This window comes from Rhodococcus sp. IEGM 1302, assembly GCF_030056935.1.
Taxonomy (GTDB): Bacteria; Actinomycetota; Actinomycetes; order Mycobacteriales; family Mycobacteriaceae; genus Rhodococcus_F; species Rhodococcus_F qingshengii.
Genome location: NZ_JASHKY010000013.1, coordinates 48171 through 64486 on the forward strand (window position 1 = coordinate 48171; position 16316 = coordinate 64486).

Below are 16316 nucleotides of genomic sequence, written 5' to 3' on the forward strand. Positions count from 1 at the left end.
GCGTCAGATGAGGACGATGCCCTCGGCAACGCCGATGGCACGGAGGTCGCGGTACCAGCGCTCGACCGGGTGTTCCTTGGTGAACCCGTGTCCACCGAGGAGTTGCACACCGTCGAGGCCGATCTGCATGCCCTTCTCGGAAGCCAGCTTCCGGGCCAGAGCGGATTCGCGAGCGAAGGACAAGCCCTGCTCGGCGCGTGAAGCGCCCCGAAGCGTGACCAGGCGCAGTCCGTCGAGTTCGATGCCGATGTTGGCGACCATGAAGGCAACCGCCTGGCGGTGGCTGATCGGCTCGCCGAACGCTTCGCGCTCGTTGACGTACGGAATCACGTAGTCGAGAACTGCCTGGCTGGTTCCGACGGCCATGGACGCCCAACCGAGGCGAGCCAGGCGAATCGCGTCGGCGTATTCGGCCTTGCGCTGCTCGGCGTCACCGTCGCCGAGCAGTGCGGACTCCGGCACAGCGACATCGGTGAGGATCAGGCGACCCAGGCCTGCGGCGCGCAGTCCCATGCTGGGATCTGCTTCGACGACGAGTCCCTTGGTGTCGGATTCGACGATGAAGAAGGAGGGCTTGCCGTCGAGTTCTGCGGCGATGACGAAGAGTTCGGACGTAGCCGCGGCGGGCACCAAGCTCTTGACGCCGTTGAGCTTGTAGCCGCTGGGGGAGCGAACTGCCTTGGTCTGCAGGGCGAACGGATCGAACAGTGCGCGTGGTTCGTTGACCACCACTGCTGCGCCGGGGACCTGCTCGCCGGTGAAGGCCGGAAGGTAGGTCTTCTGCTGCGCGTCGGTGCCCCACTGCGTCAGTGCGACTGCAACGCCGCTGGGTGCGAGGATCGGAAGTGCAAGCCCCATGTCTCCGTGCGCAAGTGCCTCGGCGACAAGAGAATTGGTGACTGCGCCGCGATCGGCAGCTGCTCCGTCGAGTTCTTCGGGAACGTTGATCAGCGTGATGCCGAGTTCGGCCGCGCGCTTGGAGAGATCGGCGGGTGCCTGCGCTGCGCCGTCGGCGTCGTGCGCTGCGGGACGCAGGATCTCGGCCGCGAACTCGCGCACGGTCTCGACGATCATCTTCTGGTCGTCGTCGGGGGTCAGATCGAAGTAGTCGGCGTTCTTGCTCGGGTTGTCGGGCAGGCGCTTGGGTGCGCCGTTGCCCGAGACCTTCTGGAATCCTCGAGTGGCGGCACCCAGGGTTTTGAAGCCCGTCTTGGTGCCCTCGTAGGTCACGCGATCGATGGTCTGACGCAGATTGAACTTCTCGGCCAGTTCCGAACCGGTGATCTTGGTAAGCACACGCATGGCTGCGCCCATGGCGTCGCGTTTGATCGGGTTCAGGCCGACGGCGGACGTGTCGCGGGGCGCACCCTTGGCGCCGCCGCGCTGCGCGCCCGATTCGCTGCGCTGAGCGCTCTTGTCGGGGGCAACACTGTCTTGCTTGGTCATGATCACCAGCTGTTTCTCGGTGTTGGGGCGTTGGACGATCCTTATCTTACTCATCAGTAAGGTCTGTTGTCGAGAAACCGCGAAATGATGCGCGTCATAGGCTCGAGGGGTGAACCGGACAGAGGTGCCAGATCGGATACAGCGGTACGTGCGCTACACGCCGTTGGTGGTGGTCCCGTGCCTGTTGATCGCCAGCACGTATCCGGGGGAGTATCGAGTTCCCCTCACCTACTGGATTCTGTCGATGCTGTCGGCGCTCGCCTTCGCCGTCGGCCGTCGATGGCCGGTCTTCGCGTCCCTGGTCATCTCGGCGCTCGCCGTTCCGATGTTCGTCGCCGACGCCTGGGGGCTGTCCGAGCTTGTTCCGTATCTCGGGGCGGTCGCCGTCGTCGACGTCACGATGCGGGCCGAGCGTAGAGAAATGGTTGCCGTATCGGCAGCAGGATGGTGCGGTTCGGTGCTCGCGGGTATCTGGTTCGAATCTCACGAAGCGTTCTGGTCTGTCACGACGGCTGTGAAAGTGCTTGCGTACGTGGGGTTGCCACTGCTGCTCGGGCTGTATCTACGCTCGCAGCGTGAATTGGCCGCGAACAATCTTGCGCAGACCCGCGCTGCGGAGCGCAGTGCGCTCGCCCGCGAACTGCACGACCTGGTTGCGCACCACATGGCATCGATCGTCCTGAGAATCGGCGTGGCTCAACATGTCTTGGCGCCCCAGGACGAGGCCGTGCGTGAGGTCCTCGCGGATGTGCGTGGGACTGCGTCCGATGCGCTGGCCGATATCCGTCGCCTCCTGGTCGCACTTCGTGATCCTTCGCTCGGTGAGGTCGCTCTGGTCGAGCCGGATGCCGTCGAGGCGGAAATCGAGGCGGCGATAGATCGTGTGCGTGCGGCGGGTTTCGAGGTGCAGGCAGTCTTCGATGCCCAGGAGAATGTCGAGTCAGGCGCAGCCGATCTCGACGCGATCGGGAGGCTGACGTTGTTGCGGGTGATTCAGGAATCACTGACCAACGTCATGAAGCACGGCGACAAGAAGGGGCTGGTATCGGTCTCGGTCGGTCGCGAAGACAGCCGGGTGCATGTCAGGGTTGTCAACGACGTCGAGGGATCGCCTCGGAGTGCAGGTCATGGCCTGGTGGGAATGCAGGAGCGTGCGGAGTTGGTCGGCGGCGAGATGACCGCCGGCACCAACAGTGACGGGAAATGGGAAGTGCACGTGAGTATTCCACTCGTTGTCTCGGGCGATGTCTCGTGATCAGCGTGCTGATCGTCGACGACCAGCGACTTGTGCGCGCCGGTTTGCGGATGCTGTGCGCGGCAGCCGAGGACATGACCGTGGCCGGTGAGGCGTCGAACGGCGTCGAGGCGGTAGCGCTCGCTGCAGAATTGGATCCCGACGTGATTCTGATGGACTTGAGAATGCCCGGGCTGGACGGGATCGGCGCCACGCAGCAGATCGTCAAGGCCGGTCGTCGAGCGCGCATCCTCGTGCTGACCACCTTCGACGACGACGATCATCTGTATCCCGCACTCGCCGCGGGGGCTTCGGGATTCTTCGTCAAGGACACCGAACCCGCCGAGTTGCTCGGTGCCATTCGGCGGATCGCCGAGGGCGAGATGGTGTTCACTCCGGAACTTCTCCGCCGCGTTGTGGATCGAGCGGTGATCGGTGGTATCGCAGACACTGCTGCGACGGAGAAGGTTCCGTTGACCGATCGCGAATCGCAGGTCCTCGCGCTGGTGGCAGAAGGGAAGAGCAATCAGGAGATCGCGGACACGCTGCATCTCGGTGTGACCACGGTGAAGACGCACGTGGCGAACCTGATGTCGAAGACCGGTTGCGACAATCGGGTTCGCCTCGCCGTGTACCACTTGCAGAACTTTCAGTGACCGGAGTGCGAACCAGGCATCGGCATGTCCATCGGCATGTCCATCTGCATCGGAGCCGCCTTCTGTCCCGGTTCGAGGACGAGGAATTGGCCCATCATCCCTTGGTCCTCGTGCATCAGCAGGTGGCAGTGGAACATGTACGGGAAGGTGGGATCGGTGTACTCGGACCACTGCAGTGCGACGCGAACCCTGCTGCCCGGCGGTGTGTAGACGGTGTCCTTGAGTCCGCGCAAGTGCGGCGGGGGAGTGCGACCGTCGACGTCGAGGATCTGGAACTGTACGTCGTGGACATGGAAATTGTGTGGCCAGTTGTCCTTGTTGGTGATCGTCCACACCTCGGTCGCGCCGACCTCGGCCTCGAAGTCGATGCGGTTCATGTCCATTCGTTGCCCGTTGATCATGTACCACTGCAGATCGAAGGTTCGGGAAACGCTTGCCTTCGACGGATCCAGACTCGGCAGTACGGCCAACTGCGCCGGGAGAGTCGACCGTGACGCGCGGCTGGCAACGCCCCGCAGTTCGAGGATGTCGAAGCGGTCGTTCATGCCGAAGTTCTCGGCGTCGGAGGAACTCACGCCACCGCCGTCCTCGATCGGGAACGACACCAGTGTGGTCGTCGCACCGGGGTCGACGCGAACCACGATCTCGGCTCGTTCGCCGGGGCTGAGCTGAATCCGCTTGATCGCAATAGGTGATTCGAGCAGTCCGCCGTCGGTGGCAATCAGATCGAAGGTGCGGTCGTCGGGGAACCCCAGGTTGTAGAGACGGCCGGAAGAGCCGTTCAGAATGCGTAACCGGACGACCCCGGTGGTGACGTCGAGGTAGGCGTCGGAGATGCCGTTGGTGACTATCGTGTCGCCGAGCAGGCCTATGTCGGTCGGATCCGATTCGTCGAAGCTGCCGTCGGCGAGGAATCGACGATCCTGGATGATCAGCGGAACATCGTCGACACCATAGGTTTTGGGGATGTCCAACGCCCGCGTGTCGGCGTCGTCGATCAGGAACAGTCCGGCGAGACCGCGCTGCACGTGCCGTTCGGTGGATCCGTGCGGGTGTGGGTGATACCAGAGCGTCGACGCCGACTGGCCGATCGTCCACGCCGGTTCCCAGCGTCCGCCGGCTTCGATGGTCTGGTGCGGGCCGCCGTCGTATCGGGCGGGCAGATGCATGCCGTGCCAATGGACGGTCGTGGGCTCTGCCAGTGTGTTGTCGATCGTGAATGCGACAGATTCTCCGCGTTCGGCGCGGACGGTCGGCCCCAGAATGGATCCGTTGAAACCCCAAGTGTCGGTGAGTTTTCCCGCGACGATCTCGGTGGTCCCGGCACCGGCACGAAGTGTGAAGTGGCGAACACCGGCGTCGTCGACGGTGGATTCGGCAAGCGGTGGAATCGGTAGCGGACGCGAAGTTCCGGCCACCGCCAACGTGGCGCTCTTCGCTGCCGGGTCGGCGCCGCAGCCCACCGCGAGCCCGAGGGGCGCTGCGGCCAGACCGAACAGAATCGTGCGCCTGGAAATCCGGTTCATCGTTCTCCTGGAAGTAGTGCGTGATCAACTACTTCCAGTCAACGGGCCGAGATGTCGTGCCGAATCCTGCCGACGGGCCTGTCGGAACTCCTCCCTCGGACCCTTGCGGCGGGTGGGATGTTCTGGTACTCGGGTGTTACCGCAGGCGGGCCAGAACGTCTTCGTGCAGCAGTCCGTTGGTGGCGACCGCGCTGCCGCCGTGCGGACCTGCGCCGCCGTCCAGATCGGTGAACGCGCCGCCGGCCTCACGGACCAATACGTCGAGCGCTGCCAGATCCCACAGGGAAACCTCGGGTTCGGCAGCAATGTCGACGGCGCCTTCGGCCACGAGGCAGTAGGAGAAGAAGTCCCCGTAACCGCGCACGCGCCAGACGTGGTCGGTGAGTTCGACGAACTGATCGCGAATTCCGCGGTCCTTCCACCCCGAGAGGCTCGAGAAGCTCAGGCTCGCTGACTCGCTGCGATCGACGGCGGATACCTGGATCGCCCGCGCATCACTGTCCCCGAAGGACGTATGTGCACCCAAACCTGTTGCAGCCCACCATCGCCGATTCAGTGCAGGTGCGCTCACGACGCCGATGACCGGGACGCCGTCCTCGAGCAAGCTGATCAGCGTGGCCCACACCGGTACGTTGCGGACGAAGTTCTTGGTCCCGTCGATGGGGTCGACCACCCACTGTCTGCCCTCGAAGACTGCGTCGCCGCCGAATTCTTCGCCGAGTACGGAATCCGCAGGACGATGCTCACCGAGCGTCGCGCGCACTGCTCGCTCGACAGCCAGATCGGCGTCGGAGACGGGGGTGAGGTCCGGCTTGTCGTCCACTCGAAGGTCGAGGGCGCCGAAGCGGGCGCGAGTGATCGCGTCAGCCTCGTCGGCGATACGGAGGGCGAGTGCGAGGTCGGATGCGCGATCGGTCACGGGTACACAACCTACCGGCTCAATCGGGGAGGACCTCGTTCAGCTTTCCGGTTGCGACGTCGAAGACGAATCCGCGTAGGGAGGTCGTCGCGGTGACGAACGGACTGTTCTCGATGCGCTTCAACGACTGACGGACGTCCTCGTCGATGTCGGGAAACGATTCGGCAGCCCAATTTGGTTTGATGCCGATCTCGTCCTGGATGGATCGCTTGAAGTCGTCGTCGGTGAACGTCAGCATTCCGCAGTCGGTGTGGTGGATGAGGATGATCTCGGTAGTTCCCAGCAGACGCTGGCTGATGGCCAGGGATCGGATCTCGTCGTCGGTGACGACTCCACCCGCATTGCGGATGACGTGCGATTCACCTTCCTTGATTCCGAGCACCCGATAGACGTCGATGCGGGCGTCCATGCAGGCGAGTACGGCGACGTGTTTGCTGGGTGGGAGGGGGAGCGGTCCGGTGAACTGCTCGGCGTAGGCGGCGTTGTTCTGCAGGTATTCGTCGGTGACAGTCATCGTTCCAGTAGGTTCCCTCGGAGCGAGGTTGGCAAGGCTTCCAGTCCCGGTGATCCCAATACGTGACGGGCGGCAGGGCCGAGGTCGGCACCCGGTAGCCTTGAGAACCGTGCATCCCGACGTAATTGCAGACCTGAACGCCCTCGACACCACCCTTCGCACCTGCGAATCGGTTGTGGACGTCGAGGAGCTGCGCCGACGCATCGACGAGCTCGAGCACCAGGCAGCCGACCCGGGTCTGTGGAACGACCAGGAACACGCCCAGCAGGTCACGAGCCAGCTCTCCCACGCGCAGGCCGAGCTGCGCCGGATCGTGGCACTACGCGAGCGACTCGACGAGATGCCGATCCTCTACGAACTGGCAGAAGACGAAGGCCCCGACGCGGTGGCCGACGCCGACGCCGAGCGCGCGAGCCTGCGAGACGACATCGCGGCGATGGAAGTCAAGACCATGCTCTCGGGCGAGTACGACGAGCGCGACGCGCTCATCAACATCCGCTCCGGTGCCGGCGGTATCGACGCTGCAGACTGGGCCGAGATGCTCATGCGTATGTACATCCGCTGGGCGGAGAAGCACGACTACGGCGTCGAGGTCTACGACACGTCGTACGCCGAAGAAGCCGGACTCAAGAGCGCGACGTTCGCGATCAAAGGCCCGTACACGTACGGCACGTTGTCCGTCGAGATGGGCACCCACCGGCTCGTTCGCATCAGCCCCTTCGACAACCAGGGGCGTCGTCAGACGTCGTTCGCCGAGGTCGAGGTACTGCCGGTCGTCGAGACGACCGACCACATCGAGATCAACGAGAACGACATCCGCGTCGACGTCTACCGCTCGTCCGGTCCCGGCGGCCAGTCGGTCAACACGACGGACTCCGCCGTTCGACTCACGCACATCCCGACGGGAATCGTCGTCACCTGTCAGAACGAGAAGTCGCAGCTCCAGAACAAGGTGTCGGCGATGCGCGTCCTGCAGGCGAAGCTGCTCGCGGTCAAGCGTCAGGAAGAGCGCGCCGAGATGGATGCGCTCAAGGGCGACAGCGGCAGCTCGTGGGGCAACCAGATGCGCTCCTATGTTCTGCATCCGTACCAGATGGTCAAGGACCTGCGTACCGAGTACGAGGTCAACAACCCGTCGGCAGTGCTCGACGGCGACATCGACGGGTTCCTCGAGGCCGGCATCCGCTGGCGCATGAGCGAGAACCAGTCCGCATAGCGTTCGGATACCGAAAGGCACGATGACTTTACTTCGACCTGGGCAGAACCTGCTCGATTGGCTTCAAACCACCGGTTTGTCCGTCCTCATGACCGTGCTCGGGGCGATGATTCTCGCCCGGTTGGTCAGTTGGGGAGGCAACAAGGTCACCGACCAGATCGACTCCAACTATCAGTTGGGCGATGCGCTGGTTCGTTCCGAGGCGACCAAGCATCGTCACTCGGTCGCGCAGGTCATCACCTGGGTGGTCATCACGTTCATCTACGTGATCGCGACGCTGAAGGTTCTCGACCAACTGAACCTGCCGATCGGAAGTCTCGTCGCGCCGGCGACCGTTCTCGGTGCGGCGCTCGGTTTCGGTGCGCAGCGCGTCGTGCAGGACATTCTTGCCGGTTTCTTCATCATCACCGAACGTCAGTACGGCTTCGGTGACACCGTGCGACTTGCGATCACCGGCTCCTCCGACGACGCCGAGGGTGTCATCGAGGACGTGACCCTGCGCGTGACGCGAATGCGGAACTCCGACGGCGAGGTCATCACCGTTCCCAACGGGCAGATCGTGAAAGCGACCAACCTGTCCAAGGATTGGGCACGCGCCGTCATCGACGTTCCGGTTCCGGCGACCGCCGATCTCACCCGGGTCAACGAGGTGCTTCGCCAGGTCGGAGTCGACGCGATGGCCGACCGCGGACTCAAGAAACTGCTGCTCGACGAGCCCACGGTCATGGGCGTCGAAAGCCTGGAGGTCGATCAGGTCAACGTGCGGATGGTCGCGCGCACACTCCCTGGCAAACAGTTCCAGGTCGGACGCGCTCTTCGCGTCCGCGTCGCCGCAGCACTGCGACGTCAGGGGATCACGGTGTCACCGGATCTGCACACCGTACGGACCGAGGAGGCGAGCGAATGACCGATCAGGAACCGCGCCGCGGACTCGACCGACTGTTTCACCTGGACTGGCTCCCGTCCCGGATTTTCGGCGGCCGGATGCGAACCTCTACCTTCATTCTCATCGTGGCGTGGATATTGACGTATCTGTTGCATACGTATCTCAATCCTGAGGACCCGACCGCAGTGACACCACCGCCCAGCGTGGACACGTCGCAGACCGAGCCTTACGTCGCGCCCTCGGTCAAACCGTCGACGACGACCCCCGTGCCGTCCTCGGCCGAGCCGACGACTACGTCCGAGACCCAGTCTCCGGAATCGAGCACGGGCAGCTCAGGTTCTCCGACGCCGACTTCGGGTCCCGCGCCTGCGCCGGGCAACGCCGAACAGTCCGCGACCACGGTGCCGACCACTCCGGCGACGACGACCGTTCCCCAACCCGGCGCGGCGATGCAGGCACCGACGTCTGTGCCGCAGTCACCCGCGACCACCGGTACCGGATAAGGACGAGGGTGCTCGCGCGTGGCGCCAAGGTCACCGTTAGATAACGGCTAGACTGGCTAGTTGTGATCAGCATGAAGAATGTGTCGAAGTCCTACAAGGCCTCCACCAGGCCGGCGCTCGACAAGGTCAGTGTGGAGGTGGAGAAGGGGGAGTTCGTCTTCCTCATCGGCCCCTCCGGCTCCGGCAAGTCGACGTTCATGCGGTTGCTGCTCAAGATGGAGTCGCCCACGTCCGGCGACATCGAGGTCGCGGATTTCCACGTCAACAAGTTGGCGGCCCGCCGCGTGCCGAAGCTTCGCCAGAGCATGGGCTGTGTGTTCCAGGACTTCCGCTTGCTTCAGCAGAAGACGGTCTCCGAGAACGTGGCCTTTGCGTTGGAAGTCATCGGCAAGCCCCGCAACGTCATCGCGCGCACTGTGCCCGAGGTTCTCGACATGGTCGGTCTGGCCGGCAAAGCCGATCGACTGCCCACCGAACTTTCCGGCGGTGAGCAGCAGCGCGTCGCCATCGCCCGCGCATTCGTGAACCGCCCTCTCGTGCTGCTCGCCGACGAGCCCACCGGCAACCTGGACCCCGAAACGAGCCAGGACATCATGCTGCTGCTCGAGCGGATCAACCGCACCGGCACCACCGTCGTGATGGCGACCCACGATCACCACATCGTCGACTCCATGCGTCGACGCGTCATCGAACTCGATCTCGGCAAGGTGACCAGAGACGAAGCGCGGGGTGTGTACGGCGTCGGCAGGTAGCGCCGACTACGACCACACGTCCCGTACGCCCACCGGTTGTCGTGAAACAACCGGCCTCTCGAGAAGGAATCGGATTCCCCGATGCGCGCCAGCTTTATTTTCAGCGAAGTCCTGACCGGCCTACGCCGCAACATCACGATGACCATCGCCATGATCTTGACGACGGCGATCTCCCTCGGACTCTTCGGCGGCGGTCTGCTGGTCGTGCAGATGGCAGGCAAGACCCAGCAGATCTTCCTCGAACGAGTCGAGGTGCAGATCTTCCTGACCGACGACATCTCTTCGGCCGATCCCGGTTGCGAGCAGGAGATCTGCAGTTCGTTGCGCAAGGAACTCGAGCAGACTCCGTCCGTCGTCGCGGTTCAGTACCTCAACCGCGAAGACGCCGTGAAGGACGCCACCGAGCGCGTGTTCAAGGACCAGCCCGAACTGGCAGCCCTGGTGAGCCCGGACAGCTTCCCGGCGTCGTTCAAGGTCAAGCTCAGTGACCCGGAGCGGTTCGGCGTCATCAACGACACCTTCGGTTCGAGGCCCGGCGTCGAGAGTGTGCTCAATCAGCGCGAGTTGGTGGACCGACTGTTCAGCGTGCTCGGTGGAGTGCGCAACGCAGCGTTCGCGATCGCGATCGTCCAGGCGATAGCGGCCATCCTGCTCATCGCCAACATGGTCCAGATCGCCGCGTTCACGCGTCGTACCGAGGTCAACATCATGCGGTTGGTCGGCGCGACGCGTTGGTACACCCAGCTTCCGTTCCTCCTCGAAGCCGTCGTGGCGGCCTTGATCGGTGCGGTGCTCGCCATTGCCGGACTGTTCACGGCGAAGAACGTCTTCATCGACGGGGTCCTGTCCGACGTCTACGAAGCGAACATCGTGGCGCGGATATCCAACAGTGACGTGCTGTTCGTCTCGCCGATCCTCGTACTTGCCGGTGTCGGAATGGCCGCGGTGACGGCGTACGTGACGCTGCGTCTGTACGTCCGCGAATAATCGGTTTGCACGAGCTTCTATGCTGGAACAGCAAGAACCATTCGACAGCAAGACAGCGGACTGAGAGGCCCGGACAGTGAAGGAAAAGGGCCGCAAGGTCATTGCGACCAATCGCAAAGCACGCCACAACTACACGATCATCGACACCTACGAGGCCGGCATCGCTCTCGTCGGGACCGAGGTCAAGAGTCTGCGTGAAGGCAAGGCGTCGCTCGTCGACGCGTTCGCCACGGTGGACAACGGCGAAGTGTGGTTGCGCTCGTTGCACATTCCGGAGTACACGCAAGGCACGTGGAACAACCATTCGCCACGTCGTACTCGAAAGCTCCTGCTGCACAAGCGTGAAATCGAGCACCTCGTCGGCAAGACCCGCGAGGGAAACCAGACGCTGGTCCCGCTGTCGATGTACTTCAACGACGGCAAGGTCAAGGTCGAACTCGCACTGGCAAAAGGTAAGCAGGACTACGACAAGCGCCAGGACATGGCCAAGCGCACCGCCGAGCGCGAGGTGACCCGCGAGCTCGGTCGTCGTATCAAGGGCATGCGCTGACCTCCATCCTGCTTGCCCTCGTGGCGGCAGTTGCCTACGGAGTCAGCGACTTCGTCGGGGGAGTTGCGTCACGACGAGTTGCCGCACTGCGTGTGGTGATCGTCTCGTATCCACTCTCGCTCGTCATCGTACTGATCGCAGCACCTTTCGTATCCGGGACGCTGACGCCGAACGGTCTGATCTGGGGTGCGATCGCGGGCGTCACGAGTGGTCTGGCGGTCTGGTGGTTCTATCTCGCGCTGGCAACCGGCCCCATGTCGGTGGTCTCGCCGCTGACAGCTGTTCTGGTGGCGGGCATTCCGGTGCTCGTCGGCTTCGCTTTCGGTGAGCGGCCGGGGTTGATCGCGTACCTGGGTATTGCCGTCGCGCTGGTCGCCGTCGTCCTGGTCAGCCGCGAGTCGCCTGACGACACCGCGGGTGAGGTTGCCGGCGGAATCACCCTCCGCTTCACCAGACAAGTGGCTCTTCTGACCGTCGGAAGCGGTGGCGCATTTGCGCTCTCGTTCATCGCACTTCACCAGATCGGCGAGGGCAGCGGGCTGTGGGCGTTGGCCGTATCTCGAGGCGCCGCGACCGTCGTGGTGTGGTTGGTCGCGCTGGCGGCCGGTCACTTCGTTCTCCCACGAGGCGAGCCACTCAAGCTCGCGGTGTACGTCAGCGTCCTCGACGTCGTCGCGAACGGGACGATGATCTACGCCTTCCAAGGCGGAATGCTCTCACTGGTCAGCGTGATCGGTTCGCTGTATCCGGCTGCGACGGTTCTGCTCGCCATGGTGATGCTGGGCGAGCGGGTAAGCCGCGTGCAACAAGCGGGAATGCTGTTGGCGCTGGCGGCAGTCGGCATGATTGCCGTCGCTGGGGCGTAGTTCCTTTTCAGCGGCTGTGACCCGTACACCCATCGTAGGAACGCGCTGTTTCATTCCTCGACGAGTACCTGGGCTACTTGCACGCCGGATACCCCGATCCGACACCATCCTGTCAAAAGAGTCCCGCGTGGTTTGAACTGGTCTCCGATTGGCGGAGTGGCCAAATTGGAAACGCGGCGGCGGTGCGAGTTTGGTATCGCACCAAACTCAGGGCCTCGGAATAGCTCATGACGGCTCGACAATGCCCGCGGGCGAACCAAATTCAGTACTCCGCAGGAACATCCGAGTGGCCGCGGAAAGGTGGGCCACGGTTTCCTCCGGATCTCCGATATCAGCGGTGAACACCTCGACTCCCAACACGACGTCGGGAGCCACGACCCCCAACGCCCGCACAATCTCCGCGATCGGCGCCGTTCCCTCGCCAGGAGCCAGGCGGCCGGTCATCGGTACATAGGGATCGTGGCGGCCAGGCTGGACACGATCGCTGATCTGCAATTCGAATACCTGACCATGGGTAACCTCTGCAAGCTGGGTCGGCGTACCACCCGAGCGCAGAAAGTGCCAAGTATCGAACAGGATTCCAACGCCGGGGTGGTCGGCTCGCCGGACGATGTCCAACGCCGCACCGAGATCCGGTATTCCTGTGCCGGGGATGAACTCCAGACTGACACGAACTCCGACCTCGGCTGCGCGGTCGGCGACTTGTCGCACCGCCGACGCCAGCGCGTTTCTCTTCACTGTCGGATCACCCAAGAAATGGGCGACGTTGAGAGTGCGAGCGTGAAGCGCCTCAGCGGCTTCGAGACACTCGTCGAGATCTACCATGAGCTTGCGCCAGTGTGGAGGTACCTCATCCAGTCGAGCAGAGCCGGGTAGATAGGTCATGAGCGCATCGATCACGCCAACAGTCACACCTAGATCGTCCAGGCGCTCCCGCACTCGGGAGTCGGCACTCTTCACAATCGAATATTGCGAGGGATGAACAGTGATCTCTGGAAAGCCGCCCCTACGGGCCAACTCGGCGAGCTGTATCAAATCAGCGTGTGGGATGCATCCCCAGCAGAGGGCAGTGCCCTCGATTGGCTGCACAGCCTGGTAGGTCATCGATGGCCACTTCTCTTCGTCACTCACACACACTCGGAGGTGATGCGCTGGTCCTGTCGTTGCGACTGCCGGCGGAACGAATACGGTCGACGCGGCTTACAGGTTGGAAGTCCAACATTGGACTGCGAAAGCGAGCTACCAGTGCGCGGGCCGTTTGTTTTCTATCTGGCTGCTCAGTAGTCAAATCAGCAAAAGGAGTTGAACCGCAGACTTTCAGGGGCGCGAAGGCAGCGCCGCAAGAACGTCGTCGTCGAGCTTCCACTCCGCGGCGGCAACATTTGATCGCACTTGTTCGGGGTTCATCGCACCGATGATCACAGAGGGAACGCTCTCCTGCGCGCACAGCCACGCTATGGCGAGTTCGAGTATCGAGTGTCCGTACGCTTGTGCGAACGCTGACAGTTTCTCCACGTACTCGAAGTTCTCTTCCGTCGCCAGTGTGGCGAAGTACGGCGCACTGGCTAGTCGGCTGCCGGTCGGAAACGGCCGTCGCATCGTGTACTTACCGGTGAGCATTCCGGAAGCAAGCGGAAAGAAAGGGATGATTGACATTCCGACCTCGTGTGCGGCGGGAACAATGTCTGCCTCGATCGCGCGGTTGAGCAAATTCCATTCGACCTGGTTCGCCAATAAATGCGATGCGCCAGTACCGGTGGCGATGCCCTCGGCCTGCCTCATCTGATCCGCGGAGTAGTTCGAGCAAGCTACGTGGCGGGCTTTCCCTTTGGCTACCAGCCCATTCAACGCCTCGATGGCCTCCTCCAGTGGAGCATCGGGGTCAGGGACATGCTGGTAGTACAAGTCGATTCGGTCGGTGCTGAGTCGCCGCAAGCTTGCCTCACAGCTATACTCGATGCTTCGTGCGAGTACTCCGGGCTTGTAATCGACCTCACGCGGGCGTGGAATCGCTTTGGTGGCGATTACCACCTGGTCTCGTTGACCTGCGAGCGCCTTGCCGAGGATTTCCTCCGAGCGTCCGTTTCCGTACATCGTCGCTGTGTCAAAGTGGGTGACGCCCTCATCGAGGGCGGTACGGACGACCTCCGTACTCCCCTCAGGGTCCAGTCGGGTACCAAAGTTGTTACACCCTAAGCCAATACGCGAGACTTGAAGATCGCGCGCGAGTTGTCGTAATTCCATGTCATTCCCCTTGTTTTCGCCACTTACGTGAATTCGTCGCCCCGCGAACTCGACGAATGATTGGACGCAAGATCAATTACCCTGCAAGAGCTCTGAGCGGTCGGCAGGCCCTGTGGGACGAACGAACATCTACATTCCATACATCGACAAGGTGGGTCCGCCGAACCACTTCATCGGAGCGATTCAAATCGTGCACGAGCCCGGACCGCAGTAGGAAGTGGTTTTTCCACTCATCGGGATTCCTCTTCTCGGTCATGATGATTCATCGGGCTAGCTATCTCGCGCGGAGACAGGCGGCGCGGTACAACAGGTGGAATTGGTTTGGCCGGATTCTCAGTCATCTCTCAACGATGTGCACCCGCTCCACCGAGTCACCCGCTTGTAGATGTCCTCGCTTCTCGGAGAATTTTCCTCAGCCGCGTCTGTCGGCCGGCGCTGCGCGTAGGTGAACCCGCTCGCCCTGTTTTCCGAAGAGGCTGATCGCCTCGGCCGGCCGTCCGTCGGCAGCACTGATGCGGTGCGGGATGTGCGTGTCGAACTCGGCGGCCTCGCCTGCCCCCATGATGAAATCCCGGTCGCCGAGTTGGAGTCGGATGCGCCCGGACAGAACGTAGACCCACTCGTAGCCCTCGTGGGATCCCGGTTCGCGATCGTCGTCGGTGGGCGAGATGATCATCTTGTAGGCCTGCAGATTGCCGGGTTGACTCGTCAACGGAATGACCGTCATACATCCGACCGTCCGAGGTTCTTCGCGCACGCGCGGATCTTTGATCTTGCTGTTCACGAGGTCGTCCAAGGGGACGCCGTGTGCCTTGGCAATCGGCAGCAGAAGCTCCAAGTTGGCTCGGCGAGTACCGGATTCGAGTCTCGACAGTGTGCTGACGCTGATGTCGGTGGTCTCCGACAAATCGGCCAGGGTCATGTCGGACTGTTGGCGCAACGCACGTAGACGAGGGCCGATGCCGGCTAGTACGGCTTCGAACGATGTTTCGGTCATGCACTCATTTTGCCAAAGTGGCAACAGCGTTTGTCAAGACTGCGTTCTCTTGTCATTCTGGATTCATGACGCAGAACTCATTCGACGTAGCAGTAATCGGAGCCGGTGCGGCAGGCCTCAACGCCGCACTCATTCTCGGTCAGGCACGCAGGTCCGTGATCGTCTTCGACAACGGATCGCCACGGAACGCGGCCGCCGACCACATGAACGGATTCCTCTCCCGTGACGGCATGAACCCCGCAGAATTGTTGACCATCGGCCGAGGTGAGGTCCGCAAATTCGGCGGCGAGTTCCACGACGGCACCGTTGTCTCCGTGACACGGGACGGCGAGAAATTCTCGGTAGAACTGGCTGACGGCAGCAAGATTCAGGTGCGCAAGGTGCTTGTTTCGACGGGTCTGACGGACCGCCTACCGGTAGAACTCGAAGTCTTCGGCGAGCGTTGGGGACGCGATGTGTTGCACTGCCCGTACTGCCACGGGTATGGCGTGCGTGATCAGCCGCTCGGCGTGATCGCCAGGAGCGCGGAATTTGCGATGCACCAGGCGCTCATGGTTCGCCAGTGGTCCGATGACGTGGTTCTCTTCCTTCATCGCATCACCGAACTGAGTTCCGAAGATCGGGAAAAGCTTGCGGCTCGCGGTATTTCGATCGTCGAGGGTGAGGTTGCCGGTCCCGTCGTCGAGGATGATCGGTTGGTGGGCGTGCGGTTGGCCGACGGCAGTGTGGTCGCGCGTTCGGCGGTCTTTGTCGGTGGCGCCCTCACGATGGACCCCAACGATGCGATCTTGCGCGCATTCGGTGCGCAGCGCGCCGAGACGATGATGGGCGATTTCGTCACAGTCGACATGATGGGGGCCACAAGCGTGCCCGGCGTGTTCGCTGCGGGCAATGTCGTGGACCCGGGTGCCCAGGTCATCATGGCCGCAGCCGCCGGGGCGAAGGCCGGAGCGGGGATCAACATGATGTTGACCAACGACGACCTCGAGGTTGCACTCGCGCTTCGCAGTTGAATTGTGC

Annotated in this window: 17 protein-coding genes; 10 read left to right on the top strand and 7 right to left on the bottom strand. The window is 62.7% G+C overall.

What is annotated here, in order from left to right:
- Nucleotides 1-3: 3 nt before the first annotated feature.
- Nucleotides 4-1452: an acyl-CoA dehydrogenase family protein gene (locus tag QM609_RS18450; RefSeq protein ID WP_050655137.1), complete on the bottom strand. Its 1449-nt coding sequence runs from the start codon at nt 1450-1452 to the stop codon at nt 4-6.
- Nucleotides 1453-1555: 103 nt separating this feature from the next.
- On the opposite strand from QM609_RS18450, the gene QM609_RS18455 reads away from it, so the two are divergent.
- Both QM609_RS18455 and QM609_RS18460 read left to right on the top strand, forming a co-directional pair.
- A complete protein-coding gene (locus QM609_RS18455; RefSeq protein WP_228232573.1) occupies nt 1556-2701 on the top strand; it encodes a sensor histidine kinase in 1146 nt (381 codons plus the stop codon).
- Nucleotides 2698-3336, top strand: a complete 639-nt coding sequence (locus tag QM609_RS18460; protein WP_047271656.1) for a response regulator — start codon at nt 2698-2700, stop codon at nt 3334-3336. Before QM609_RS18455 ends, QM609_RS18460 begins: the two co-directional genes overlap by 4 nt.
- Here the strand turns inward: QM609_RS18460 and QM609_RS18465 are convergent.
- From QM609_RS18465 to QM609_RS18475, 3 genes are all read right to left on the bottom strand, one after another.
- Nucleotides 3330-4862, bottom strand: a complete 1533-nt coding sequence (locus QM609_RS18465; RefSeq protein WP_050655118.1) for a multicopper oxidase family protein — start codon at nt 4860-4862, stop codon at nt 3330-3332. The two genes, QM609_RS18460 and QM609_RS18465, sit on opposite strands and share 7 nt — an antisense overlap.
- Before the next feature lie 136 nt (nt 4863-4998).
- Nucleotides 4999-5781 carry a histidinol-phosphatase gene (hisN, locus tag QM609_RS18470; protein WP_007731284.1) on the bottom strand — a complete coding sequence of 261 codons (783 nt, stop codon included), beginning with the start codon at nt 5779-5781 and terminating at the stop codon, nt 4999-5001.
- 19 nt (nt 5782-5800) lie between these two features.
- Nucleotides 5801-6295: a beta-class carbonic anhydrase gene (locus tag QM609_RS18475; protein ID WP_007731285.1), complete on the bottom strand. Its 495-nt coding sequence runs from the start codon at nt 6293-6295 to the stop codon at nt 5801-5803.
- 109 nt (nt 6296-6404) lie between these two features.
- On the opposite strand from QM609_RS18475, the gene prfB reads away from it, so the two are divergent.
- From prfB to QM609_RS18510, 7 genes are all read left to right on the top strand, one after another.
- Complete coding sequence (gene prfB / locus QM609_RS18480) at nt 6405-7511, top strand: peptide chain release factor 2 (protein WP_003942364.1); 1107 nt, start codon at nt 6405-6407, stop codon at nt 7509-7511.
- A 22-nt stretch (nt 7512-7533) separates the two neighbouring features.
- Entirely contained in the window at nt 7534-8418 is an 885-nt protein-coding gene (locus QM609_RS18485; protein ID WP_003942304.1) for a mechanosensitive ion channel family protein, read from the top strand.
- Complete coding sequence (locus QM609_RS18490) at nt 8415-8900, top strand: Rv3103c transmembrane domain-containing protein (RefSeq protein ID WP_076948539.1); 486 nt, start codon at nt 8415-8417, stop codon at nt 8898-8900. The genes QM609_RS18485 and QM609_RS18490 overlap by 4 nt, the downstream gene beginning before the upstream one ends.
- Before the next feature lie 71 nt (nt 8901-8971).
- Complete coding sequence (gene ftsE / locus QM609_RS18495) at nt 8972-9652, top strand: cell division ATP-binding protein FtsE (protein WP_020969258.1); 681 nt, start codon at nt 8972-8974, stop codon at nt 9650-9652.
- An 81-nt stretch (nt 9653-9733) separates the two neighbouring features.
- Nucleotides 9734-10639 (top strand): permease-like cell division protein FtsX, encoded by a 906-nt coding sequence (gene ftsX, locus QM609_RS18500; protein WP_003942367.1) that lies wholly within the window; start codon nt 9734-9736, stop codon nt 10637-10639.
- Nucleotides 10640-10715: 76 nt separating this feature from the next.
- Entirely contained in the window at nt 10716-11189 is a 474-nt protein-coding gene (gene smpB / locus QM609_RS18505; RefSeq protein ID WP_003942330.1) for an SsrA-binding protein SmpB, read from the top strand.
- The gene (locus QM609_RS18510) at nt 11186-12055 is read left to right on the top strand and encodes an EamA family transporter (RefSeq protein WP_482628527.1); all 870 of its coding nucleotides are present in this window, start codon (nt 11186-11188) and stop codon (nt 12053-12055) included. Before smpB ends, QM609_RS18510 begins: the two co-directional genes overlap by 4 nt.
- 225 nt (nt 12056-12280) lie before the next feature.
- On the opposite strand, the gene QM609_RS18515 is transcribed toward QM609_RS18510, so the two are convergent.
- The 3 genes from QM609_RS18515 to QM609_RS18525 form a co-directional block, all read right to left on the bottom strand.
- Entirely contained in the window at nt 12281-13159 is an 879-nt protein-coding gene (locus QM609_RS18515; RefSeq protein WP_076948538.1) for a sugar phosphate isomerase/epimerase family protein, read from the bottom strand.
- A gap of 213 nt (nt 13160-13372) precedes the next feature.
- Complete coding sequence (locus QM609_RS18520) at nt 13373-14299, bottom strand: aldo/keto reductase (RefSeq protein ID WP_050655120.1); 927 nt, start codon at nt 14297-14299, stop codon at nt 13373-13375.
- A 412-nt stretch (nt 14300-14711) separates the two neighbouring features.
- Nucleotides 14712-15296, bottom strand: coding sequence for a helix-turn-helix domain-containing protein (locus QM609_RS18525; RefSeq protein WP_007731290.1), 585 nt, complete (start codon nt 15294-15296; stop codon nt 14712-14714).
- 65 nt (nt 15297-15361) lie between these two features.
- On the opposite strand from QM609_RS18525, the gene QM609_RS18530 reads away from it, so the two are divergent.
- Nucleotides 15362-16309 carry an NAD(P)/FAD-dependent oxidoreductase gene (locus QM609_RS18530; RefSeq protein ID WP_050655138.1) on the top strand — a complete coding sequence of 316 codons (948 nt, stop codon included), beginning with the start codon at nt 15362-15364 and terminating at the stop codon, nt 16307-16309.
- Nucleotides 16310-16316: the final 7 nt, after the last annotated feature.